This window comes from Mucilaginibacter terrenus, from assembly GCF_003432065.1.
GTDB classification, from domain to species: domain Bacteria; phylum Bacteroidota; class Bacteroidia; order Sphingobacteriales; family Sphingobacteriaceae; genus Mucilaginibacter; species Mucilaginibacter terrenus.
This window is the reverse complement of sequence record NZ_QWDE01000002.1, coordinates 658,812-682,581: the sequence shown is the minus strand read 5'-3', so window position 1 is coordinate 682,581 and position 23,770 is coordinate 658,812. Positions and strand designations below refer to the sequence as shown.

Genomic DNA, 23,770 nt, shown 5'->3' with positions numbered 1-23,770 from the left:
ACGCTTCAGCACCTATAATTTATATCATCTTCGTTGCTTTGTGTAATTTTGTTCAATTTTGCTAAAAATACCTGCTAATGGAACGCACTACCGAAAAGGATTCTAATTACACCGGGCTGGAGCATATGCCCCTGGGCGAACTGCTGCGCAACATCAACAACGAAGACAAGACCGTTCCGCTTGCAGTAGAAAAGGCGCTGCCCCAAATAGAAGCGCTTGCTGCTGTTGTTACCAAGAAAATGCGGGCTGGTGGCAGGTTGTTTTACATTGGCGCGGGCACCAGCGGCAGGCTGGGCGTGGTTGATGCTTCGGAGTGCCCGCCAACTTTCGGCGTTCCGTTTGACTGGGTAGTGGGAATTATCGCAGGAGGGGATACCGCTATACGTAAAGCAGTAGAATTTGCCGAAGATGATACAGAGCAAGCCTGGCGCGACCTGCAAGCTTTTGACATAAACAAAAGCGATGTAGTGGTTGGCATAGCGGCATCGGGCACTACCCCGTACGTGATAGGCGGCCTTAAAACAGCCAACGAAAAAGGGGTAGCAACAGGATGCATTGTTTGTAACAGCGGCAGCCCAGTAGCAAGCGTGGCACAATACCCCGTAGAAGTAGTAACCGGACCAGAATTTGTAACCGGAAGCACCCGAATGAAGGCAGGTACGGCACAAAAGCTGGTGCTGAACATGCTGAGCACAAGCGTAATGATACAATTGGGCCGTGTTAAGGGTAATAAAATGGTAGATATGCAGTTAAGCAATAATAAGCTGGTAGACAGGGGGACCCGGATGGTGATGAACGAGACTGGTTTAGACGAGCAAACCGCCGCCAGGCTGTTAAAAGAACACGGCAGTGTACGTAAAGCTGTAGAAGCTGCAAGGTAGTACGCAGATATGCAAATTCAATAAATGATTAAAAAACTTAAAGCCTCTCCCTTCAGGGGAGGTTTGGTGGGGGCTTAGGGTAAATGCACGAGATAGAACCATATTATAAATGGCGCGATGATTACATAGCATCGGAGGACGAGCATTCGCCCTTTTACGCCACACAGTATAACGAATTTGAGTACGATAAGCAGATATACAACTACCTGCTGCACCCGCAATGGGATTCGTTTGGCTCTAACACGTTATATATAAAGGTGTTGTACGTAGACTACGACCGCGGCTACACCATCATAGAAATGATAGGCGAATGGAACGATGCCATTAACAACGACATTATGATGCTCAAACGCGAAATACTGGAGCTGATGATGGATGAAGGGGTGAACAAGTTTGTGCTGATAGGCGAGAACGTTTTGAACTACCATTACTCTGACGATAGTTACTATGAAGAATGGTTTCAGGATGTTGAGGATGGATGGATAGCAGGCATAAACTTTAGGGAACATGTGCGCGACGAGTTCAGGCACAGCAATGTTGACTACTACATTAACTTTGGCGGTAGGCTCGACGACCTCGGCTGGCGCACATTAAAACCGCTGCAAGTATTTAAACAGGTAGAGGAACAGCTCCAAAAACGGCTCAATTAATAATTGATCATCCGCTTGCAAGCTTTAAAAAGTATTACAACATTTACAGCAATTATCACGTTTTAAACTCAAATAACATTTCAATAAGAAAATGGAAACCAAAACAACAAATTACGTTTACGATAGCGTAAGTCATATAGAGGATGCCGAAGCGTCGCGTAAATTCATTGCAAATGTATTTATGTGGATGTTTGTGGCGCTGGGGATATCATCGGTATGTTCTTATATCTTCGCCTTTAACCCCGACCTGAGCTCGATGTTGAGGAACAACGTTACCGGCCAGAGCAACCTGCTAGGCATAGCCGTTATGTTTGCCCCGCTTATATTTATTATCGTTGCAGGCTCACGCTTTCATAAAATGAGCTTTACTTCGCTCATCGTTCTCTTCATTGCATTTTCAGCAGTAATGGGTATCAGCCTTAGCTACATATTTTACAGGTACTCTATCGGTACTATTTCTACCGTGTTCATTACCTCATCAGTAGTGTTCGGCGTTATGGCAATAGGCGGGTATATTACCCATCAGGACCTTACCAAATTTGGTTCTATTATGATGATGCTGCTTGTAGGCATCATTGTAGCCAGTGTACTTAACTTTTTCATGCACAGCGACAGTCTAAGCGTGATCATTAGCTACATAGGTGTTGCAGTGTTTGTAGGCCTTACCGCTTATGATGTTCAAAAACTTAAGCGCCTTGGTGCCGAGATTGGCTACGCCGGCAACGACGCCAAAAAGATGGCCATTATGGGTGCAATAACCCTTTACCTCGACTTTGTAAACCTGTTCCTGTTCATGCTGCGCATATTTGGCGGCGGCAACCGCAGGTAACATTTTATCAACGCTATTTACAAAGGCTGCTCCTCAAAAAGGGCAGCCTTTTTTATGACAAATTTTAACCTGTAATTTATCCTATTACTTGCAAATAAAACTGAAAATAGCGTTGCAAAACAGTGTGGTTTTTAAAGAACATACATCACATTTTTCTTGAAAAACTGCTATCGCGTGCTTATTTCAGCATTTCTTACAGGTTTTATCCGGGTGTTCAAAAACGGGTGTTCAATAGCCGGGCACAAAAAAAGCTGAACACTTTTGCAGTTTTGAAGGGTAAATTATCCTAAGGCAACTTCCTGTATACCGGCAGGTGCGGCCTTGTACAATACAACATTAATTTTCATATTTGTAGTGCTTATGGAGAAAGGCGGAGGGATTAGACCCTGCGATGTCTTAGCAACCTGTGCTTACAAGGTGCTACATTCTACTTGGCCCAAACAACAATGGCCGGGAAAGATAAGCGAAAGTCAATACCGTACACCTGACTTTTCGATATAAGCCGTATATGCAGTTTCGAGTTTGCAGCAAGCAGTGATTGCCAATGCAACATGCGTATCTGCATACTGTTAACTGTCAACTGCTCACTGATACAATGGATATTAGAAAAGAACTGGAGAAAAGGATATTAGTGATTGATGGCGCTATGGGCACCATGATACAGCGCTACGAGCTTACGGAGGATGACTTCCGCGGTGAGCGCTTCCGCGATCATGCAAGCGACCTGAAGGGTAACAACGACTTGCTTAACCTTACGCGCCCTGATGTTATTAAAGCTATTCACTGCGAGTATCTGGAGGCTGGTGCAGACATTATAGAGACCAACACTTTCAGTACGCAGCGTATCTCTCTGGCTGATTACCATATGGAAGAGCTGGCTTACGAGTTAAGCTACGAAGGTGCCCGCTTAGCAAGAGAAGCAGCTGACGAATATACTGCTAAAGACCCGTCAAAGCCTCGTTTTGTAGCGGGTGCTGTTGGGCCTACCAACCGTACAGCTTCTTTGTCTCCTGATGTTAATGACCCTGGCTATCGTGCCGTTACCTTTGATGATCTTGCAGAAGCCTACTACGAGCAGGTACGCGGGTTAGTAGATGGCGGCTCGGACGTATTGCTGGTAGAAACCATATTTGATACATTGAACGCCAAGGCTGCACTGTTTGCCATTGATCGTTACAGGCATGAATGCAAAGCTGCAGGCAAAGACATGGCGGCATTCCGACCTACCGGTGGTGTAATGATCTCCGGTACTATTACTGATGCATCTGGCCGTACGCTTTCCGGGCAAACTGTAGAAGCTTTCTGGAATTCTGTAAGTCATGCCAACTTGTTATCGGTAGGACTGAACTGCGCCTTAGGTGCTAAGGAAATGCGACCGCACCTGGAAGAGCTTTCAGCTAAGGCAGGTGTGTACATATCGGCGTATCCTAATGCCGGTTTGCCAAATGAGTTTGGCGCTTATGATGAAACCCCGCACGAAACTGCCAACCAGGTAGATGACTTTATGGAGGCCGGTTTAGTTAACATAGTAGGCGGTTGCTGCGGTACTACCCCGGACCATATCCGCTGCATTGCCGAGAAAGCAGCTAAATATCCACCGCGCAAAAAACCGGAGATTGAGCCTTACCTGCGCCTGAGCGGCCTGGAAGCAGTAACACTTACACCGGAAACCAACTTCGTGAATATTGGCGAGCGTACCAACATCACCGGCTCACCAAAATTCTCTAAACTTATTCTGGCTGAAGATTACGAGGCGGCTCTGTCTGTTGCTTTACAGCAAGTTGAAGGCGGCGCGCAGGTGATCGACATCAATATGGACGAGGGAATGATAGACTCGGAAGCGGTGATGGTGAAGTTCCTAAACCTTGTTGCAAGCGAGCCGGATATTGCCAAACTGCCGATCATGATCGACTCCAGCAAGTGGACTGTGATAGAAGCCGGTTTAAAATGCTTACAGGGCAAGGGCATTGTGAACTCTATTTCACTAAAAGAAGGTGAAGATAAATTTAAAGAATACGCAAGAAAGATACTAAGCTATGGTGCGGCCACCGTGGTGATGGCTTTTGACGAAAGAGGCCAGGCAGATACACTCGAGCGCCGTAAGGAGATCTGCGAACGCAGCTACCGGATACTGGTTGATGAGGTTGGGTTTCCGCCGCAGGACATCATTTTCGATCCAAACATCCTTACTGTTGCAACTGGCCTTGAAGAGCATAACAATTATGCCGTTGACTTTATAGAAGCTACCCGCTGGATAAAACAAAATCTGCCGTATGCCAAAGTAAGTGGCGGAGTAAGTAATATATCTTTCTCGTTCCGCGGCAATAATGTAGTGCGGGAGGCAATGCACTCGGCATTTCTTTATCATGCTATTTGCGCCGGCCTGGATATGGGTATCGTTAACGCCGGCATGCTTGAAGTTTACGAGCAAATTCCAAAAGACTTGCTGGAGTTGGTAGAAGACGTACTGCTTAACCGACGAGACGATGCTACCGAGCGACTGGTAGAATTTGCTGATACTATAAAATCTAAGGGAAAAGAGATCGTTCGTGATGAGGAGTGGCGCAAAGCTCCTGTAGAAGATCGGCTTTCACACGCGCTGGTAAAAGGAATTGTTGAATACCTTGACGACGATGTGGAGGAAGCACGTCAGAAATTTGCCCGGCCACTGGAAGTTATAGAAGGCCCATTAATGGACGGGATGAACGTGGTTGGCGACCTGTTTGGGGCCGGCAAAATGTTTCTGCCACAAGTGGTAAAATCTGCACGTGTGATGAAAAAAGCTGTGGCTTACCTGCTACCATTCATTGAACTGGAAAAGCAACGTGTTATAGATGCCGGCGAAGACAGCAGCGGCAGCCGGGCTAACGCAGGCAAAGTGCTTATGGCTACAGTTAAAGGCGATGTGCACGACATTGGCAAAAACATTGTTGGCGTAGTACTGGCCTGCAACAACTTTGAGGTGATAGACCTTGGTGTAATGGTGCCTGCACAACGGATTATTGAAGAAGCTAAAAAGCAGGAAGTAGATATAATTGGACTGAGTGGCCTTATCACGCCATCGCTCGATGAGATGGTACATTTCGCTAAAGAAATGGAACGGCAGCAGTTTACCATTCCGCTCATTGTTGGAGGAGCTACAACATCACGCATACATGCTGCGGTCAAGATAGCTCCAAATTATTCCGGTCCTGCTATTCACGTGTTGGATGCCTCGCGTAGCGTTACTGTTTGCAGCAGCCTGATGAATAAAGACCAGCGTGACGGATACATCCAAGGTATAAAAGACGAATACGCTAAAGCAAGGGAAGCACACGCAAATAAAAAGAACGACAAACGCTTTGTTAGCATAGAGGAAGCGCGCAATAATAAGTTTCAGATCAGCCTGGACGGCGATGTTGCTTCAAAACCATCCTTCACGGGAACAAAGGTGATAGAGAACTACCCGCTGGAAGAGTTAGTGCCTTATATTGACTGGACTCCTTTCTTCCACACGTGGGAACTGCGGGGCAGCTATCCAAAAATCTTCGAGGATAAATACGTAGGCGTGGAAGCTAAAAAATTATTTGACGATGCGCAGGTGCTGCTAAAGCGAATATTGAATGAAAAGCTTTTACGGGCGAGTGGTGTTATAGGATTCTGGCCGGCTAACAGTGTTGGCGATGATATAGAAGTATACACTGACGACAGCCGCAGGACGCTGCTAACACGTATTCATACTTTACGCCAACAGGCAGAAAAAGCTAAGAATGAACCATACTATGCCTTGTCAGACTTTATCGCGACTAAAGAGAGCGGCGTTCCGGATTATTGGGGCGGCTTTGCGGTAACTACTGGTTTAGGCTGTGATGAATTAGTTGCTGAGTTTGAAGCAGATCATGATGACTACAACAGCATTATGGCGAAAGCACTTGCCGACCGGTTAGCAGAGGCTTTCGCAGAGAAAATGCACGAATTGGTAAGGAAGGACTATTGGGGCTATGCTAAGCAGGAGCAACTTAGCAATGATGACCTGATCCATGAAAAATACCAGGGAATACGGCCAGCCCCAGGTTATCCTGCATGCCCTGATCATACTGAAAAGACCACGTTGTTTGAAATACTAAAAGCAGAAAGCAATGCACATATGCACCTTACCGAAAGCCTGGCAATGTTGCCGGCGGCATCGGTAAGTGGTTTTTACTTTTCGCACCCACAGGCAAGATATTTTGGCTTGGGCAAGATCAGTAAAGATCAGGTAGAAGATTATGCAAAGCGCAAAAACATGTCTGTAGACGCAGTAGAAAGATGGCTGGGGCCTAATTTGAATTACTAAATGAAGATAACCGAACATATCGCTAGCGCGAACGGGAAAACCTTATTCTCGTTTGAATTGATACCACCTTTAAAGGGTGAAAGCATACAGGGTATTTACAACGCCATTGATCCTTTGATGGAGTTTAATCCACCATTTATCGATGTCACATCGTTACGCGAGGACTACATCTACAAACAGCATGACAATGGTTTGCTGGAAAAGCTTGCTTACCGTAAACGACCTGGTACAATAGCAATCTGCGCGGCTATTATGAACAAGTATAAAGTTGATACTGTACCACATCTGCTTTGCGGCGGTTTTACTAAGGATGAAACCGAGAACGGCCTTATTGATCTCCAGTTCCTGGGCATTGAAAATGTTTTGGTATTACGTGGTGACGCGCGAAAAGGAGATGCTTCTTTTGTGCCTACGCCCAATGGTCATTGTTATGCTACAGATCTGTTGCAGCAGGTGGTAAATATGAATAATGGCGTCTATCTGCATGAGCACCATGAAGGTATCATGAAGAGCAATTTCTGCATCGGCGTAGCTGGCTACCCTGAAAAACACTTTGAAGCGCCGAACCTTAAAACAGATTTTAAATACCTTAAGCAAAAGGTAGATATGGGTGCCAATTTTATTGTTACCCAGATGTTTTTTGATAACCAGCGTTATTTTGATTTTGTAAACGGGTGTCGTGATAATGGTATAAACGTACCTATCATTCCGGGATTAAAGCCAATTACCTCATCCAAGCAATTGGTAACTTTGTCAAAAACGTTCCATATTGATATCCCCGAGGGCCTGAGCGATGCCATACAGGACGCAAAGTCAGAGAAGGATGTAAAAGACATAGGGATTGAATGGATGATCGATCAATGCAAAGAACTGGTAAAGTTTGGCGCACCTGTATTACACTTTTACACTATGGGCAACCCTGGCCCTACAAAGCGTATTGCAGAAGCCATTTTCTAACAGCAGCTTATAAGCTTGCTCCCGTTCCGGTAGTAAAGAACATATTTACGCTTACCGGCAGGCGGCCTATTGGCTTAATTTGACCAGTAATAACTTTAACGGCGGCGCGTTGCAGCGGGTCTTCTTTCTGGTAACAGGCAAGTACCGCTCCCGCTTTTTCTATACCGGGCAATCCCGCGATGGTGTAAGCATTTGCAAAAACGCTGATTACGGAGTTGGGCTTGGCCGCTAGGTCTGCAATAAGCAATTTAACATCGCTGCTATAATCCAGCTTGCTCTGGGGGCGTAACCTGGTATCATGCACGCCAATAAATATCTGATCATACTGCTTTAGAGATGCAAGCATTTGATTAAGCTGAGGCACCGGCGTATTCTTACCCACTAAAAACAGGGTACTATTTGGATAATGTGCTGAAAGCTCTTTCTGAAACACAGTCCTGTCGGTTACACCGATGCTCACGATAGCGGTTCGTTTAGTGCTATCCTGTTTAAGCAAGCGGCTATCGCCTTTAATCATTGTTATTGCGGCATTACTAAGCTGTTGTACCAACTCATTTGCAGCAGCCCTGTTTAAATCAGCATTCAAATTCTGCGGGTTGGCCGGTTTATAATGGCTCAATCCAGCCCAATACTTGGCAGCTAATATCTTCTTCACCTTTGCTTCAAACTCTTCTTTAGATATTTTTCCCTTGCGAACAGCCTTTCTTATCAGTTTAGCTCCGTTCTTAGAATTCATCGAAAGTTCAATCAAGTCCACTCCTGCTAAGAAAGCACGTAGATCTGCCTCACCCTCGGGGAAAAATTTAGTAACGCCTCTCATTTCCATTGCATCTGAGGCTACAATACCCTTAAAGGATAGTGAATCTTTCAACAATTGAGTTATTATAGGCCTTGATAATGTCGATGGAAGATTTTTAGTAGTATCTAAAGCCGGAATATTCATGTGTGCAATCATAACTCCGCTCACACCAGCATTTATAGCCTCTTTAAATGGGTATTCCTCGAGTGAATCCAGCCGCTCGCGTGTAAAAGGAAGCTGGGGCAGATCAAGGTGAGAATCAACGTTAGTATCACCATGGCCGGGAAAATGCTTTGCGAAAGTAATTAGCCCTGCATCCTGCATACCTTTAAAGTAAGCAATGCCCTTTCGCGCTACGTTATACTTATTGTCACCGAAGGACCGGTAATTAATCACAGGATTGTTTGGATTATTATTCACGTCAACATCAGGACCAAAGTTAATGTGAGCACCGATGCGCTTAAAGTCATAAGCAACCTGCTGACCCATTTTATAAATAAGGTTGTTATCCTGTATTGCACCAAGTGTCATTTGGTAAGGATAGGAGATGGTAGAATCCAGTCGCATACCTAAGCCCCATTCGCCATCCATCGCGATTAACAATGGTAGACGAGCTACTTGCTGGTATTGGTTAACGAGGTTTAATTGTCTGCCTGGGCCACCCTGGAAAAACACTAAGCCACCAATATGCTCATCTTTAATAACCTTCCCTACGGAATCTGAGTAGGCTTTGCCGCGATTGGTGTGTGCCCTTACAAAAAATAACTGCCCTATCCTTTCCCTACGGTTAAGTTTGTTGTAAACTGAATCGACCCAGTGGTTTTGCTTACTGATGGAATCGATAAAACTGCCTTGTGAAAAAGCACTTTCTGCTGAAAGCACAATCAGAAACAACAAGGCCGGAAAGAAAAGTCGACAGGTCTTCATTAAGTGTAAATGTAGCTTAAATCATTATTCAGCTTATTTGTTTTTTTTGGTCGCTAATAATTTAGCCAGTTAACGAATAAACCTTCACATTTTAAAACACTCTATGTGGTATAACTAATAACGGACAGTATGGGCAAGCAGTGTTTGCCAAAAATTTGTCCATCACCAAAAAACAATTAAACGCAATGAAAAAATTACTTTTGTTAGCGATAGGCCTAATTACGCTTGCCGGCGCTGCAAACGCCCAGGATGGCCCACGCCGTTATCCACGCCGTGTTGTACGGCGCTTGCCTCCACAACATCAACGCGTGCGCTATGTTGACGATTGGTCTAGGCCCAAAATAGGCATCGCAGGTGGTATCAACATCACAAACACTGTAGACGCTTACAACTCAGATTTTAGCACCAGCAGTATTGCAGGCGCGCACGTGGGCTTAACCTTTGAAGTGCCTATCGCCTATCCGTTTTCATTTGCACCGGAATTCCTGTTCTCCCAGAAAGGCTATAAGGCAGAAACTGTGGATGGAACCTTCCGCTCGCGCACAAACTTTATAGACATCCCGTTATTAGCTAAATTCCGTTTTACCCGAGGTTTTAACATTGTAGTAGGCCCGCAGCTTACTTTCCAAACCTCAACCCGTAATACTTATGATGACGGCTTTCGTACTATTTACAAGGATAATTATGATAATGTGGCCGACAAGAGCTATATATCTGGCTTAATAGGCGTTGGCTTTGACTTGAACCGCAATACCGAACTGCGCTTTAGGTATGCACTCGACCTTGATCAAAACCGCGGAGATTACAACTCAAGCCTGCCGGATTTCCGCAACCAGGTATTCCAGATTGGTATAGGATTTAAGTTCCAGTAGCGATAACATTTTACTAAAAAAGCCACCGTTATTGGTGGCTTTTTTGTTTTGCGTGTTTCAAACGATTTACATTAAACGTACTTATTGAAACGTTTAATACCTTTGCACCTTAAATGAAGATACGCAAGCCTTCCCTTTTATTGACACTCGACTCTATGAAAGATCCAAATACAGGATTCTTTTATTTTGGGAAGGCGTTGTTTGAAAACATCACCACTTTCAACAACAATCGTTTTGATCTAAACTTTTATGTAAAGGATGATACCGGTTTTTTTGATAAAAGCTTGAGCTTGATAAATCTGCGCAAATACCACAAAGCATTTTTTCCTCAGTTCTTTAAGTTTGATATAGTCCATATTAGCGATCAAAATTGCCGCTTAAGGCCGTGGAAAGTTATGGGCAAAAAAGTCCTAACTATTCATGATCTTAATCAGCTACATGAAACTATATACTCCGAAAAATTTAAAAGGGAATATAAAAAACGCATATCAAAATGTATAAGTAATTGCGACCGAATCATTACTATATCTGAATTTGTAGCGAATGATGTACGTACTAACTTTCCGGAATATGCTCATAAAGTTAGCGTTATACACAATGGAGTAGATAAGTTATTGCCGAAAGAAGGATTCACCCCCAGGTACATACCTCAGCGACCATTTATCTTCACTTTAGGTCCCCTAAACGAAAAGAAAAACTTTCATGTGCTCCCCGCTTTGCTCAAAAACAACAATTTCGAACTGGTAATTTCCGGGATAACTCCCGTACCGGCTTATACTGATCTTTTGTTTGCAGAGGCAGAAAAGCATGGGGTTACCGACAGAATTAAGCTGACGGGTATTGTTAGCGACGATGAAAAGACATGGTATTATCAAAACTGCGCCGCGTTTGCTTTCCCTTCGTTAGCCGAAGGGTTTGGATTACCGGTTCTTGAAGCCATGGGGTTTGGCAAACCCGTATTTTTATCAACAAAAACTTCATTACCAGAGGTTGGCGGAGATGCAGCTTTTTACTTTGAAGACTTTACACCAGAGCACATGCAGCATGTGTTTTCATCCGGCATGAAAAAGTTCGTGGAGGGTGATATGGCGCAAAGATGTATAAAACGAGCTGAAAGCTTTTCATGGGCCGACACTGCAAGCAAGTACTTGAAAGTATATGAAGAGCTATTAACATAAGCACACCTCGGAGATGTCGATAATTTACAACATATTCAGGCGCATACGGATAAGCTATGGAATAACCGTGTGCAACGAAGTACACGAACTTCGCTTGTTGATGGATACGCTACTCCCGATCGTTGATAAGCGTGATGAAATTATATTGTTACAGGACATTACACTAGAAGACGAAGAGGTTACAAGCTTGATCTCCAGTTATGGCAATAAGATAAAGCACATCAAGGCCAAGCTAAACGGCGACTTTTCGACATTTAAAAACAAATTGATATCTGCTTCCTCGGGCGATTACCTGTTTCAGATAGATGCAGATGAACTACCGAAGCCATCATTAATAAAGGGAATTAAGCAAGTACTTAGAAAGAAGTATAAAGCCGATTGTTTCTTGGTGCCAAGAATAAACATCGTCGAAGGGCTCACTGCAGATCATATAAAAAATTGGAACTGGACGGTTGACGCGCAAAACCGAGCTAATTATCCTGATCATCAGTTTAGAATATTTAAGCTAGACGGTCGTATAAAGTGGCGCAACAAAATACATGAGGAACTTGAAGGCTTTACAAGGTCATACCACCTGCCTTCGGAAACTGAGGAGTGGTGTTTAGTTCATGTTAAAAGTATCGGCAAGCAAGTAGCTCAAGATCAGCTTTACAGTAAAATAATTAGCCAATAACCTCAACCTTGAAAAAGAAAATAGCATTTATTGTACAACGCTACGGGTTGGAAGTAAACGGCGGTGCCGAGTATCACTGCCGTATATTGGCCGAACACCTTGCAGATGATTATGACGTAGAAGTGCTTACTTCATGCGCAAAGAACTATCTTACCTGGGCAGATGAATATCCAGAAGGTGAAACTATCGTTAATGGGATTCCGGTTAAAAGGTTCCCATCCAACACTATCAGAGACTGGAAAAGATTTCGATCACTTACACGAAAGTTAAAAAAGCGTAAACCATATCAAAAAGTATTGCGGTTTTTAGGGTTGCTCCCATTTTATGAAAGGATTTTACCGGAAAAAGTGACCGAAGAAGACAATGAGAAATGGGTAAAATGGCAAGGCCCGTATATACCTGGACTTGTTCACTATTTGGAAAACAACCACTCTGGCTATGACGCGCTTATATTTTTCACTTACCTGTATTATCCAACTATTTTCGGAATAAGGGTGGCTCCGGAAAAGTCAATCCTGGTACCAACAGCGCATGACGAACCGCCAATTTACTTTCCTTTATTCAGGAAGTTCTTTGAAATGCCAAAGGCGATAATCTATAATACTGCAAGTGAAAAAAACTTTGTTAATCGGCTATTCGGTAATGAAGCTATTTACTCTGACATTGCTGGCGTCGGTATAGAGGCGCATGAACCGGCCCAACATTTATCTCCATGGGAGCTGATCGGCTCAAACTCTGATTATTTAATTTACATAGGACGAGTTGATGGAGGAAAGGGCTGCCAGATAATGTTTAACCACTTTCTAAGATATAAAAAAGAGTATGCCGGTAACATCAAGTTGGTGCTGGTTGGACAGGCATTTATGAAGATTCCGTCACATCCTGATATTGTTACCATGGGCTTTGCCGAAGAAGATGTGAAGATCAACCTGCTTAAAGGCGCTTTGGCGTCTGTTATGCCGTCCTTCTACGAAAGCCTTTCTATGGTTACACTGGAAAGCATGGCATATGGCATTCCGGTTATTGTAAATGGACATTGTGAGGTACTCAACGACCATATCAACGCAAGTAAAGCCGGCTATTCCTACTACAATTATACTGAATTTGCCTCCGCGGTAAATAAACTAAACGACTCCAACCAAACCCGAACGGTGTTAGCGGAACGTGCGAGATTGTATGTAAAAAACAACTACACCTGGCCTGTCGTAAAGGAAAAGTTTAATAATGCGATCAACTACATAACTGAAAGTAATTAATCAGCGTTGAAGGTCTGCATGTCAATCAGCCGTTTATAAAGGCCATCAGCGCTGATCAACTCGTTATGTGATCCAGTCTCGACAATTCTGCCATTTTCTACAACGGCAATTATGTCCGCGTTTTGAATGGTACTTAAACGGTGTGCAATAATTACCGAAGTACGATTTTTCATTAAGTTGTTTAGCGCCTCCTGCACCAGCTTTTCAGATTCTGTATCCAATGCCGACGTAGCCTCATCCAGCAACATTATGGGAGGATTATTCAAAACTGCTCTTGCAATGCAAATTCGTTGCCTTTGCCCTCCGGATAGCTTGGCGCCGCGGTCACCAACATTAGTGTCATACCCTTTATCAGTTTCCAAAATAAAGTTATGAGCGTTAGCAATTTTTGCAGCTGCTTCTACTTCTTCAGACTTTACCCCCTTTTTTCCAAACGCAATGTTGTTATAAATAGTGTCGTTAAACAATACTGACTCCTGATTTACCACGCCCATCAATGCTCGAAGTGAATTAGTCGTCACTCTTTTAATATCATTGCCATCTACAGTTATGCAACCTTCTTGTGGGTCCATAAATCTCGGTATTAAGTCCATCATCGTAGACTTTCCACCGCCAGAAGGACCTACCAATGCAACTGTTTTGCCTTTAGGTATAACTAGATCTACCCCGAATAAAACAGTTCGTTCACCGTACGAAAAACTTACTTTTTCAAATCTTATTGCGTCTTGAAAATCATTTAATTCAACAGCGTCGGGCGCATCTGTTATCTGGGGCTTAATATCAATTAACTCAAGCACGCGCTCGCCAGCGGCTATCCCGGTATGGATGTTACTAAATGAATCTGTTATGGCCTTGGCTGGTCGCATTAACTGTGAAAACACCGCTATATAAGCAACAAACCCTCCGGGAGTTAGACCGGACGTATGATTAAAAATCATATATCCGCCATAAAGCATAATTACAGATACCATTGTTATAGAGAGTGCCTCAGACACGGGAGAGGCCAATTGCTGCCGCTTAGCCATGGAACGGGCTATTTGGGAATACCGAATGTTTTCCTCATTAAAGCGATCTTTAACAAAATCTGTAGCGTTAAATGCTTTAACGATCTTCATGCCGGATAGTGCCTCATCCAGATAGCTGATCATATTACTGTAAGATTGTTGACCCGCTATAGCCTGAGCCTTCAGACGTTTTACAATACGAGAAATTATAAAACCTGAGAGTGGCAGCACTAGCAACGATATAAGAGTAAGCTTTACTGACATTGAGAACAACGCTATCAGGAAACCGATGAGTTGCAGCGGTTCTTTAAATACCACTTGTAATGTGCTGGTGACTGAAAACTGTACAACCTGAACATCAGACGCTACCTTTGTGATGATATCCCCTTTACGCTCGTTATTGAAAAACCCTAAGTGCAGGTTCATTACATTGCTGAACACTGCTTTACGTAAATTTAAGAGGGTGTATAAACGCAGGTTTTCCATTATACGCTGCGAGAGGTACCGGAACAAATTACCCAAGAAAACCGAGGCTACACAAACAGCACAAACAAACTTAAGCGCGGTCCATTCACCATATACAGTCAAAAAGTGATGTAAGTAGTATTTAAACCATCCGGAAAGATCCAATAAAGACAACTCACCAGAGGGCTGCACAGCAGTTGTGTTGTCAACTCCAATATGGAAAAGCGTATTCAACAATGGGCCGATGAGTACAACAACACTTGTACTAAAAATTACATATAATAGTGTACAAACAATATAGGGTACGGCAAATCTGCTTATTGGTTTTGCAAACGAAAGCAGACGAAAATAGGTCTTCATTAAAAAGAATAAGTGAGCAAAGTTACAAAATAATTGCGCGTTGCTTTAATAACGCTTGTTGCCCCATAAATTATAGCCACGACGTTATATTTTCACTCACCGTGTCTACCTGAATACTATCAAGTGTATCCCCTTCACTTTCTATCACAGAAACCTTTTTGCCCAGTGGTGCCCATCTGCCAGCATGGATTGGCCTTTTTGCGGGAAATAAGCCAATGGTATTTATACCTAAGGCAGCTGCCAGGTGTAACGGCCCCGTGCCCGACGCCACGAGGCCATCAACTTTAGAAATGAATGCTATTAGCTCATCTAATGACATTTGTCCGGTAACGTTCGTCACGTTTGACGGTAACGTTTTTAGCCATTCTTTAAGCAGAACACTCTCCTTCTCAGACCCGGTAATAAAAATTAGAAATTTGTCCTGAGGCAATATGGCTGCAAGCTGCTTAAATTTTTCCAAACTCCACTCAGCTCCACTACCGTTAGAACGGGGATGAAAAATGACATTCCTTTTTGATGTACTTAATAAGCTTGCCAGCGTTTCAGGTAGTGGTACGGTCGGTTTAAACAAATTGTGAGCTACTATTTCTTTTAGTGTTGGCACCAACTTAAGTCCAAGTGGCTTTAGTAATATCAGATTTAACTGTGCCTCATGCAGGTCAGATCTCTTACGACTCAGTTTTACCAGTTTATTGCAGGTAAACCAATGAAAAACGCGGTTTGTAGTACCTATTCTTAATTTTATACCAGCTTTTTTTACCAGATGGGCAACATGCTTATTAGGAAATACATGTACTACTGCATCTATGTTCTTAGATTTAAGAATGCTTACCTGTTCGTCGGCAGCCATTGTAAGCAGATCAGTATAATCTATGTATTCGTCTACATATGCCGAACACTTAATTACAGGTCCTGTATAAGCCTTTCCTAAAAAGGATACCCGAATACCTGGAAATAGCTCCTTTAGGTATCCGGCAACAGGTAGTGTTAGAACAACATCGCCGATAGCATCGGTACGGCTTATTAATATGTGAGAAAGCTTATTCACCCTTTTGCCCGGTATATTGGAAGTACTTATCAAGTACTAATAACGAAATGATATCTTCCTGCTCTTTGTCAAGGAATTGCTTAACAAAGCTCTTTGCATTGCCGATGATATTCAAAGCAGCCTGTGGTCGCGCCAAATAGTAAGTAAGCTTTTCATCGAGATCAGAGTAGTCGTCTTTAATTAAAATGTAATGATGGTCAGGAATCAGCCTACCTTCCATAAACCAGGTTTCGTACCTGGGCTTAGGCATAACAGCAATAGAGTTTGAAGACATTATCCATTTCAAGTTTGTTGCTACATCATTTCCTTCCAGGCTTAGGATAAACTTGTACTGTAGATGCTGTTTTATGCTCAACTTTGGTTTTATCCATCTCGCATCTCCCCCGGCGTTGTTTACCTGACCTAAATCGCAGAAAGGGTTGTTAAAATGCTTTTCCATGAACAAAATTCTGTGCGGTTGAGTTACCGCTCCTCTGCCAATTAAAAGGTCTTTTTTTTCTAAATATGGTTTGTTATCCTTTATGAAATTAAAATGCCGGTTCTTATCAAGCTTTAATAACACCGCGTTGTGGTTGTCCAGCCCTATAGGTCTGCTTTTTTGGATGGTAGGCACATCTGCAACATGGGTGACGTCTCCAAACAAAAAGTTAGCTTTAAATCCTTTATTAAAGTACCTGGTAAACTCATATGTATCAAAGTTGTAAGCCTTAGGACTCTTAAATATCGGCATCTCGTTCAGCGTTATTGCTGATGAACCTACAGGTGTAATCTTATTCAGTTTATTATAATAATTCAGACGGTTAATCAACACCTGCTCATCAAACCTTTGATTGTTCAGTTTGCTTGCTAAAGTGCTCCGGTAAAATACAGAAGGTACTGCCTGCCGTAAAATATTTTTTACGTAGTAAAATGCCTTAACTTTTTTGATACTTCCTCCAAATGACATTGACAGTTGGCAAATATAACTATATGGCAAGCCAAACTTTTGCAAATAGATGATACTTTTGTTTAGACAACAATATCAGGGATGAACACCGACGCTACCAAATTAACATCAAATCCTATCGATTTTAAAAAGGTAGCGCGTGCACTTACTATTGTCGAAAACGACCTTAGTGGCGCTGACGACATCCTCAAGAACCTTAGTTATAATAATAAGGTATCTATAACGGGTATTACCGGCCCTCCGGGTGCTGGAAAAAGCACGTTGGTTAATGCTGTAATCAGCGTTCTGTTACAAGCAGGTAAAAAGATTGCTGTGCTGGCGATTGATCCCACATCACCATTCAACTTTGGCTCATTACTTGGCGATAGGATAAGAATGTCTGCACACTTTAACCATCCGGACGTTTTTATAAGATCTCTCGCCACCCGTGGGTCTCTTGGTGGATTATCTGCTAAAACCATTGAAATGACAGATGTACTAAGGTCATCTGGTTTTGACCATATCATAATTGAGACAGTAGGCGTTGGGCAATCTGAAGTTGAAGTTGCCGGCCTGGCAGACAAGACGCTTGTGGTGTTGGTGCCCGAAGGGGGCGACGAGATCCAGAATATAAAGTCGGGACTGATGGAAATTGCCGATGCATTTATAGTTAATAAGGCAGATCGAGACGGTGCTGATATGTTTATAAACAATCTAACCAAGATCGTTCATCAAAACAATAGCAAAACACCCATAATAAAAGCCATCGGTTCAAAGCAGGAGGGTATAAAGGAGATTACTGATTTTATAAGCAGTAACAAACGCTCAACACCCCGCAGGGAACTGTTACTGTCTGAAAAAGCATACACCCTAATACAGCAACGGTTAATGGCTGCAATAGACAAAAAAAAGCTCCAGCAAGATATTGCTGAAGCTTTAAAGAAAAAGGAGTTTAATCTTTATAGTTTTGTTGACAACTACTTGCCCTGATTCATAATCTCTTCAATTTCATCGGCCTCTACCGGAATGTCGGCCATCAGGTCTATATTTCCGTCTTTGGTAATCAAAATGTTATTTTCAAGACGTATACCTAACCCTTCTGCCGGTATATATATTCCTGGTTCACAGGTTAGTATATTACCAACTTCAAATGGTTTGTACCTGCTGGCATAATCATGTACGTCTAAACCAAGATGGTGTGATGTGCCATGCATAAAGTACTTTTTGTATAAAGGCGCTTTAGGGTCTTGCTTTTCAACGTCGTGCCGGTCAAGCAAGCCAAGGCCAATTAGCTCGCTTGTCATAATTTTGCCGACTTCGTCATGATAATCATTCCATATTGTACCGGCTACTATCATTTGAGTTGCAGCACGCATAACGCGAAGAACAGAATTGTACACCGCACGCTGACGTTCAGAGAAACGGCCGCTTACGGGTATACTGCGTGTCATATCTGCATTATAGTTGGCATATTCTGCACCAAAATCCAACAGTATTACATCGCCATCCTTGCAGGCCTGATTGTTCTCTATATAGTGAAGCACATTAGCATTGTTACCAGACGCAATAATTGGGTTATAAGCGTGCCCGGTGGCACGCTGTCGTATAAACTCGTGGATGATTTCTGCTTCTATCTCGTACTCAGTAACACCAGGTCTGGTAAACTTAAGTACCCTTATAAAAGCGTCACGTGTAATGGCGCATGCTTTAGACGTGAGCTCAACTTCGATATCAGACTTTATTACCCGGAGATCCCTTAATATTGGTGCGGAGCGTTCGTAGTGGTGTAGTGGATACTTCAGACGAAGTTCCTGGTACATCCGCATATCGCGATATGGAACTGTGTGGCTGTACCTGTCGTTCTCGTTGCTGTTTATATATATATTGTCTGCATAGTTAATTATGCCGTGCAATATACTTTCATAATCCTGCAGCCAAAAAATAGCTTGTATACCCGATGTTTGCCTTGCTTCTTCCTTGGTATACTTGTGTCCTTCCCAAATAGCTATATGTTCGCTGGTTTGTCTTAAAAATAGTACTTCTCTGTATAGCGGATTAGGACAATCAGGGTACAATACCAATATACTTTGCTCCTGATCGATGCCAGACAGGTAAAAAAAGTCAGGATTTTGCTTAAAAATGAAGTTTTGATCACCACTGCGGGGAAATTCGTCATTGGAGTGAAATATAGCTATAGAGGAGGGCTTTAATCGCGAAACGAAATTTTTTCTATTATTTGTAAATAGCTGTTCATTTACAGGCAGATATTTCATTATTACAAATTATTAATTTTAATAAAAACAATTTATTTTTATTGATTGTAGTAGATATTGTGAATTTTGGAACAAAGTTTGGTAATCGTTTCAAACATAATTACTAATTTTGAAAAAAATCACAATTAAATCGTTTAATCTAAAAACTATGAATTATTCTACATTAAAGAAAACAGCTGCATTATCGTTCGCTGCTTTGTTGACTGCTGGAATTGCTAGTGCTCAAACTGACACTACCAAAACTACTATGACAACAATGTCAACCGACACTACAATGTCATCTGGCACAACCACCGCTAAGGTATTTGGCGGTAGGGGACAGTACAAAACTTTCAGCATTGGTATCAATGGTGGTGTTACTTCACCATTCATCGCTATCGGCGGAACTAACGACTGGACAGATTACAACATCTCTTACGGTTACGGTGTATCATTACGCTGGCAATTGGCCCACTCTTTCGGCTTACAATTAGACGGACACGGTGGTAAAGTAAAAGGCCACAACGAAGATGCAAATGACAACTATGTTGCATTTGGTCAGAGAGCTGGTTTTTCAACCAAATTTTACGATGCAACTTTAAGCGGCGTTGTTAACGTTGCTACTATCGACTTCCTTCGTCGTAAAAACTCAGTTAACTTCTTTGTAACAGCTGGTGCTGGTTTAGTATTCTACAAACCAGGTTTCACTGCTGATCCTGCAGTTGCTCAAAATGGTCCATCTTCATCTTATTTCTACTTTGCTAATGATGCAAACGGAAATCCTGGCCCAGCGCAACAAGACAATGGAAACGCTGACCTGAGAACTGTTAAAGAATTAGTTATTCCAGTTGGTGCTGGTGTTAAATTCCGCCTGAGCGATTCATGGGCTCTTAACTTAGGTTATACTATGAACTTCATTGACGGTGATAACTTTGACGCTACTTACACTAAAGGCTTTACTAAAGACAAATGGTCTTACGGTTACGGTGGTTTAGAATGGACTATCGGTAGCAAAAGCAAACCGAACCTTGATTGGGTGAATCCAGTAGCTATGATGTATGACGAATTGTACGATGCTGCTCTTCGCCAGGAAGTTGAAGCTCTTAAAACTCGTGTAACTAACGTTGAAAACGCAGTTAATGATCTTAAGAAAGATTCTGACGGTGACGGTGTATCTGATCAATTTGACAAATGCCCTAACACTCCTGCAGGTAGCGTAGTTGACGGTGCTGGTTGCGTTATCAACTTCCCTAAAGACTCTACTGCTTCTACTGACGGTGGTGCTGCTTACAGCAACATTCAGTTCGAATTCGATAGCTCAGTATTACGTACTTCATCTTACCCTGTGTTAGATGCTACTTCAGCTGACCTACGTTCATCTGGTAAAACTGTTGAGATTGCTGGTTACGCTTCATCTGAAGGTACTGCTGCTCACAACATGTCATTATCACGTGACCGTGCTAACTCTGTAAAAACTTACTTAGTTAACTCTGGTGTATCTGCATCTAAATTGAAAGTTAAAGGTTACGGTGAAACTAACCCAATTGCTGACAACTCAACTGAAGAAGGTCGCGTACTTAACCGTCGTGTATCTTTCAAACAGAAATAATAATATTAGCAAATAATATTATCGAAAGCCCCGGATAACCCGGGGCTTTCTTTTTTTTACTAATTTTGTGATATGTACTTCTTCAGGAAAAAAGACCCTAACAGGCCAACCAACTTTAATCTTAAAGTGATGCATACCATTAATGCCATCGCTATTATCATGTTTCTGCTTGGTATAATATGGGTGTTAATTAAATACTTTATCCTTCACAAGCAATAGTTAAGCACAATCATGAAAACCATTATAAATACCCAAAATGCTCCTGCACCTATAGGTCCATACAGCCAGGCGGTTGCTTTTAACGGATTGCTCTACGTATCGGGGCAAATACCTATGGATCCAGCAACAGGCGAGATCATTAACACCGGGATTATTGATGAAGCCAGGCAGGTAATGGAAAACCTAAAAGGTATTTTAACGGAAGCTGGCGCAGGCTTCGATGATATTATTAAAACCACCATTTTCCTTACAGATATGCAAACCTTTACTCAGGTAAATGAGGTTTATGGCTCTTATTTCACTGAAAACTTTCCTGCGCGCGAAACAGTACAGGTGTCTGGTCTTCCAAAAGGTGTAAATGTTGAGATTTCTGTAGTAGCAGCAAAATCCTAAAATACCCGCGTTGAACAGCCAGCACTTTCAAACTCCGGTTGAGTATTTAAAAGGAGTAGGCCTTGCCCGTGCCGAAGTGTTAAAAAAAGAGTTAGGCATCTTCATTTTTGAAGACCTGCTTAAGCACTTCCCTTATAAATATATTGACAGAACCCGTTTTTACAAGATAAGGGACATTAATCCGGAAATGCCTTATGTACAAGTGCTTGCAAGATTGGTAAGCAAGGAAGTACTTGGAGAGAAACATACAAAGAGGCTGGTGGTGCAAGCCAAAGACGATACCGGGTATATAGAACTGGTATGGTTCCAGGGAATAAAATGGATTGAGAAAACGCTGGTACCCGGCAAAGTTTACGTTCTATTTGGAAAGCCTGGATCTTTCAATGGAAAGCCACAGATGGCTCACCCGGAAGTGGAAATATACTCATCAAAGGAGTTTAAACAAAAGGGCAATCTTACCCTGCAGCCTGCATATAATTCTACAGAAAAGCTTAAACAATTTAGCCTTGACAGCAAGGGCCTGCAAAAGCTAATTAGTTCTTTGCTTGACATGCATGCGAAGGACATTCAAGAGAATCTTCCGCTGTATATTCTTAACAAATTTAAGCTTGCTGGTCGTGCAGAGAGCTACAAGAACATCCACTTTCCGGACAATCAAACCCAGCTTAATGAGGCAACTTACCGCCTGAAGTTTGAAGAACTCTTCTTCCTGCAATTAAAACTACTTAAGAACAAACTATTACGCACTCAAAAATTCAAAGGGAACGTCTTCGCGAGTGTTGGGCACTATTTCAATGACTTCTACAGCAACAAACTTCCTTTTGAACTTACCGACGCTCAAAAAAGAGTTCTAAAAGAAATTCGCATCGATACGCAGCGGGGCGTACAAATGAACCGCTTGCTGCAGGGTGATGTGGGCAGTGGTAAAACTGTTGTTGCATTAATGAGCATGCTGATAGCTATAGACAACGGGTTTCAGGCATGCATAATGGCACCTACCGAAATTTTGGCGAACCAGCACTATCAAACTATTAGCTCGCTTATAGGAGATAAGTTCCTGGAAATTGCATTGCTGACAGGATCCGTCCCACAAAAAAAACGTAAGATTATCCATGAGAAGCTGGAAAATGGCAGCCTAAAAATACTGATAGGTACGCATGCCCTAATAGAAGACAAAGTACAATATCAAAATTTGGGGCTGGTAGTAATTGATGAGCAGCACCGTTTCGGTGTAGAACAACGGGCAAAGCTCTGGCGAAAAAACATCATTCCTCCCCATGTATTGGTAATGACAGCTACCCCTATCCCCCGTACGCTTGCAATGACGCTGTATGGCGATTTGGACGTGTCTGTCATAGATCAACTGCCCGCCGGCCGCAAGCCGATAGAGACTCGCCACTATTATGAAGCCCAGCGTCTTCGCATGTTTGGCATGATGAAGCAGGAAATCACAAAAGGTCGACAGATTTATGTGGTATACCCGTTAATTGAGGAGAGTGAGAAACTGGATTTGAAAAGCCTTATGGATGGGGTGGAAATCATGTCCCGCGAATTTCCTTTGCCACAGTACCGCATTAGCGTGGTACACGGCAGGCTATCTGCTGCCGATAAAGACTTTGAAATGCAACGCTTTATAAAGAGCGAAACGCATATAATGGTGGCTACTACAGTTATTGAAGTAGGCGTAAATGTGCCTAATGCCTCGGTTATGGTTATTGAAAATGCCGAACGTTTTGGGCTGTCTCAACTGCATCAGTTGCGCGGGCGTGTTGGTAGAGGAGCCGAGCAGTCGTTTTGTATATTAATGAGCAAAGATAAGCTTAGCAACGATGGCCGTGTACGCCTTAACACCATGGTAAAAACGAACAACGGATTTGAAATTGCCGAAATTGACATGCAGTTGCGTGGTCCGGGCAATATTGAAGGCACGCAGCAAAGCGGCGTGCTCGACCTTAAAGTAGCCGATCTGGCTACGGATCAGCAGTTGCTAATTCAAGCCCGACAGTGTGTGGAAGACATCTTTGCCCGAGACCCTCAGCTCGCCTTACCCGAGCACCACATATTACAAGCTGCTTTTCAGTCAAAAAATGCTGGTTTAAGTTGGGATAAGATTTCCTGACAGCTATATTAGGGAACTATTACCAAATTGGTTAATTAC

Annotated in this window: 19 protein-coding genes and 1 riboswitch; of the genes, 14 read left to right on the top strand and 5 right to left on the bottom strand. The window is 42.8% G+C overall.

Annotation, left to right across the window (positions count from 1 at the left end; genetic code table 11):
* Window positions 1-77 precede the first annotated feature (77 nt).
* The 5 genes from murQ (at window position 78) to metF (ending at window position 7,632) form a co-directional block, all read left to right on the top strand.
* Window positions 78-881, top strand: a complete 804-nt coding sequence (murQ, locus tag DYU05_RS13715; RefSeq protein WP_117383670.1) for an N-acetylmuramic acid 6-phosphate etherase — start codon at window positions 78-80, stop codon at window positions 879-881.
* An 83-nt stretch (window positions 882-964) separates the two neighbouring features.
* Complete coding sequence (locus DYU05_RS13710; protein ID WP_117383669.1) at window positions 965-1,531, top strand: hypothetical protein; 567 nt, start codon at window positions 965-967, stop codon at window positions 1,529-1,531.
* 91 nt (window positions 1,532-1,622) lie between these two features.
* Window positions 1,623-2,360 (top strand): Bax inhibitor-1/YccA family protein, encoded by a 738-nt coding sequence (locus tag DYU05_RS13705; protein WP_117383668.1) that lies wholly within the window; start codon window positions 1,623-1,625, stop codon window positions 2,358-2,360.
* A gap of 355 nt (window positions 2,361-2,715) precedes the next feature.
* Window positions 2,716-2,826, top strand: a riboswitch (SAM riboswitch).
* A 129-nt stretch (window positions 2,827-2,955) separates the two neighbouring features.
* Window positions 2,956-6,675, top strand: coding sequence for a methionine synthase (gene metH / locus DYU05_RS13700; protein ID WP_117384011.1), 3,720 nt, complete (start codon window positions 2,956-2,958; stop codon window positions 6,673-6,675).
* Window positions 6,676-7,632, top strand: a complete 957-nt coding sequence (metF, locus tag DYU05_RS13695) for a methylenetetrahydrofolate reductase [NAD(P)H] (RefSeq protein WP_117383667.1) — start codon at window positions 6,676-6,678, stop codon at window positions 7,630-7,632.
* Between the two features lie 7 nt (window positions 7,633-7,639).
* Here metF and DYU05_RS13690 read toward each other — a convergent pair whose 3' ends face one another.
* Window positions 7,640-9,358, bottom strand: coding sequence for a glycoside hydrolase family 3 protein (locus tag DYU05_RS13690; protein ID WP_117383666.1), 1,719 nt, complete (start codon window positions 9,356-9,358; stop codon window positions 7,640-7,642).
* Between the two features lie 185 nt (window positions 9,359-9,543).
* Here DYU05_RS13690 and DYU05_RS13685 point away from each other — a divergent pair, with 185 nt between their 5' ends.
* The 4 genes from DYU05_RS13685 to DYU05_RS13670 all read left to right on the top strand — a co-directional run bounded on the left by DYU05_RS13685 (window position 9,544) and on the right by DYU05_RS13670 (window position 13,337).
* Entirely contained in the window at window positions 9,544-10,230 is a 687-nt protein-coding gene (locus tag DYU05_RS13685) for a porin family protein (RefSeq protein ID WP_117383665.1), read from the top strand.
* Window positions 10,231-10,343: 113 nt separating this feature from the next.
* Window positions 10,344-11,408 (top strand): glycosyltransferase family 4 protein, encoded by a 1,065-nt coding sequence (locus tag DYU05_RS13680; protein ID WP_117383664.1) that lies wholly within the window; start codon window positions 10,344-10,346, stop codon window positions 11,406-11,408.
* A gap of 13 nt (window positions 11,409-11,421) precedes the next feature.
* The gene (locus DYU05_RS13675; RefSeq protein ID WP_117383663.1) at window positions 11,422-12,081 is read left to right on the top strand and encodes a glycosyltransferase; all 660 of its coding nucleotides are present in this window, start codon (window positions 11,422-11,424) and stop codon (window positions 12,079-12,081) included.
* An 8-nt stretch (window positions 12,082-12,089) separates the two neighbouring features.
* Window positions 12,090-13,337, top strand: a complete 1,248-nt coding sequence (locus DYU05_RS13670; protein WP_117383662.1) for a glycosyltransferase family 4 protein — start codon at window positions 12,090-12,092, stop codon at window positions 13,335-13,337.
* On the opposite strand, the gene DYU05_RS13665 is transcribed toward DYU05_RS13670, so the two are convergent.
* The 3 genes from DYU05_RS13665 to DYU05_RS13655 all read right to left on the bottom strand — a co-directional run bounded on the left by DYU05_RS13665 (window position 13,334) and on the right by DYU05_RS13655 (window position 17,160).
* Window positions 13,334-15,166: an ABC transporter ATP-binding protein gene (locus tag DYU05_RS13665; RefSeq protein ID WP_117383661.1), complete on the bottom strand. Its 1,833-nt coding sequence runs from the start codon at window positions 15,164-15,166 to the stop codon at window positions 13,334-13,336. The two genes, DYU05_RS13670 and DYU05_RS13665, sit on opposite strands and share 4 nt — an antisense overlap.
* 70 nt (window positions 15,167-15,236) lie before the next feature.
* Window positions 15,237-16,214: a glycosyltransferase family 9 protein gene (locus tag DYU05_RS13660; RefSeq protein WP_235854023.1), complete on the bottom strand. Its 978-nt coding sequence runs from the start codon at window positions 16,212-16,214 to the stop codon at window positions 15,237-15,239.
* Window positions 16,207-17,160 carry a glycosyl transferase family 90 gene (locus tag DYU05_RS13655; RefSeq protein ID WP_117383660.1) on the bottom strand — a complete coding sequence of 318 codons (954 nt, stop codon included), beginning with the start codon at window positions 17,158-17,160 and terminating at the stop codon, window positions 16,207-16,209. The genes DYU05_RS13660 and DYU05_RS13655 overlap by 8 nt, the downstream gene beginning before the upstream one ends.
* An 81-nt stretch (window positions 17,161-17,241) precedes the next feature.
* On the opposite strand from DYU05_RS13655, the gene meaB reads away from it, so the two are divergent.
* A complete protein-coding gene (gene meaB, locus DYU05_RS13650; protein ID WP_117383659.1) occupies window positions 17,242-18,129 on the top strand; it encodes a methylmalonyl Co-A mutase-associated GTPase MeaB in 888 nt (295 codons plus the stop codon).
* Here the strand turns inward: meaB and DYU05_RS13645 are convergent.
* A complete protein-coding gene (locus DYU05_RS13645; protein ID WP_117383658.1) occupies window positions 18,117-19,412 on the bottom strand; it encodes an aminopeptidase P N-terminal domain-containing protein in 1,296 nt (431 codons plus the stop codon). The genes meaB and DYU05_RS13645 overlap by 13 nt on opposite strands.
* 247 nt (window positions 19,413-19,659) lie before the next feature.
* Between DYU05_RS13645 and DYU05_RS13640 the strand changes: the two genes are divergently transcribed.
* From DYU05_RS13640 to recG, 4 genes are all read left to right on the top strand, one after another.
* Window positions 19,660-21,000: an OmpA family protein gene (locus DYU05_RS13640; RefSeq protein ID WP_317127856.1), complete on the top strand. Its 1,341-nt coding sequence runs from the start codon at window positions 19,660-19,662 to the stop codon at window positions 20,998-21,000.
* Between the two features lie 72 nt (window positions 21,001-21,072).
* Window positions 21,073-21,219: a DUF6728 family protein gene (locus DYU05_RS21150; RefSeq protein ID WP_165852078.1), complete on the top strand. Its 147-nt coding sequence runs from the start codon at window positions 21,073-21,075 to the stop codon at window positions 21,217-21,219.
* A 12-nt stretch (window positions 21,220-21,231) separates the two neighbouring features.
* Window positions 21,232-21,612, top strand: coding sequence for a RidA family protein (locus tag DYU05_RS13635; protein ID WP_117383656.1), 381 nt, complete (start codon window positions 21,232-21,234; stop codon window positions 21,610-21,612).
* A 10-nt stretch (window positions 21,613-21,622) separates the two neighbouring features.
* On the top strand, window positions 21,623-23,731 hold the full coding sequence (gene recG / locus DYU05_RS13630) for an ATP-dependent DNA helicase RecG (protein ID WP_117383655.1): 2,109 nt from the start codon (window positions 21,623-21,625) through the stop codon (window positions 23,729-23,731).
* Window positions 23,732-23,770: the final 39 nt, after the last annotated feature.

What these genes read in the sequence shown, in the direction of transcription:
- DYU05_RS13685 (WP_117383665.1), top strand. Translation starts at nt 9,544, where the DNA reads ATGAAAAAATTACTTTTGTTAGCGATAGGCCTAATTACGCTTGCCGGC.
- DYU05_RS13675 (WP_117383663.1), top strand. Translation starts at nt 11,422, where the DNA reads ATGTCGATAATTTACAACATATTCAGGCGCATACGGATAAGCTATGGA.
- DYU05_RS21150 (WP_165852078.1), top strand. Translation starts at nt 21,073, where the DNA reads ATGTACTTCTTCAGGAAAAAAGACCCTAACAGGCCAACCAACTTTAAT.
- DYU05_RS13680 (WP_117383664.1), top strand. Translation starts at nt 10,344, where the DNA reads ATGAAGATACGCAAGCCTTCCCTTTTATTGACACTCGACTCTATGAAA.
- meaB (WP_117383659.1), top strand. Translation starts at nt 17,242, where the DNA reads ATGAACACCGACGCTACCAAATTAACATCAAATCCTATCGATTTTAAA.
- metH (WP_117384011.1), top strand. Translation starts at nt 2,956, where the DNA reads ATGGATATTAGAAAAGAACTGGAGAAAAGGATATTAGTGATTGATGGC.
- DYU05_RS13635 (WP_117383656.1), top strand. Translation starts at nt 21,232, where the DNA reads ATGAAAACCATTATAAATACCCAAAATGCTCCTGCACCTATAGGTCCA.
- DYU05_RS13640 (WP_317127856.1), top strand. Translation starts at nt 19,660, where the DNA reads ATGACAACAATGTCAACCGACACTACAATGTCATCTGGCACAACCACC.
- murQ (WP_117383670.1), top strand. Translation starts at nt 78, where the DNA reads ATGGAACGCACTACCGAAAAGGATTCTAATTACACCGGGCTGGAGCAT.
- metF (WP_117383667.1), top strand. Translation starts at nt 6,676, where the DNA reads ATGAAGATAACCGAACATATCGCTAGCGCGAACGGGAAAACCTTATTC.
- DYU05_RS13665 (WP_117383661.1), bottom strand. Translation starts at nt 15,166, where the DNA reads ATGAAGACCTATTTTCGTCTGCTTTCGTTTGCAAAACCAATAAGCAGA.
- DYU05_RS13645 (WP_117383658.1), bottom strand. Translation starts at nt 19,412, where the DNA reads ATGAAATATCTGCCTGTAAATGAACAGCTATTTACAAATAATAGAAAA.
- DYU05_RS13705 (WP_117383668.1), top strand. Translation starts at nt 1,623, where the DNA reads ATGGAAACCAAAACAACAAATTACGTTTACGATAGCGTAAGTCATATA.
- DYU05_RS13710 (WP_117383669.1), top strand. Translation starts at nt 965, where the DNA reads ATGCACGAGATAGAACCATATTATAAATGGCGCGATGATTACATAGCA.
- DYU05_RS13655 (WP_117383660.1), bottom strand. Translation starts at nt 17,160, where the DNA reads ATGTCATTTGGAGGAAGTATCAAAAAAGTTAAGGCATTTTACTACGTA.
- DYU05_RS13690 (WP_117383666.1), bottom strand. Translation starts at nt 9,358, where the DNA reads ATGAAGACCTGTCGACTTTTCTTTCCGGCCTTGTTGTTTCTGATTGTG.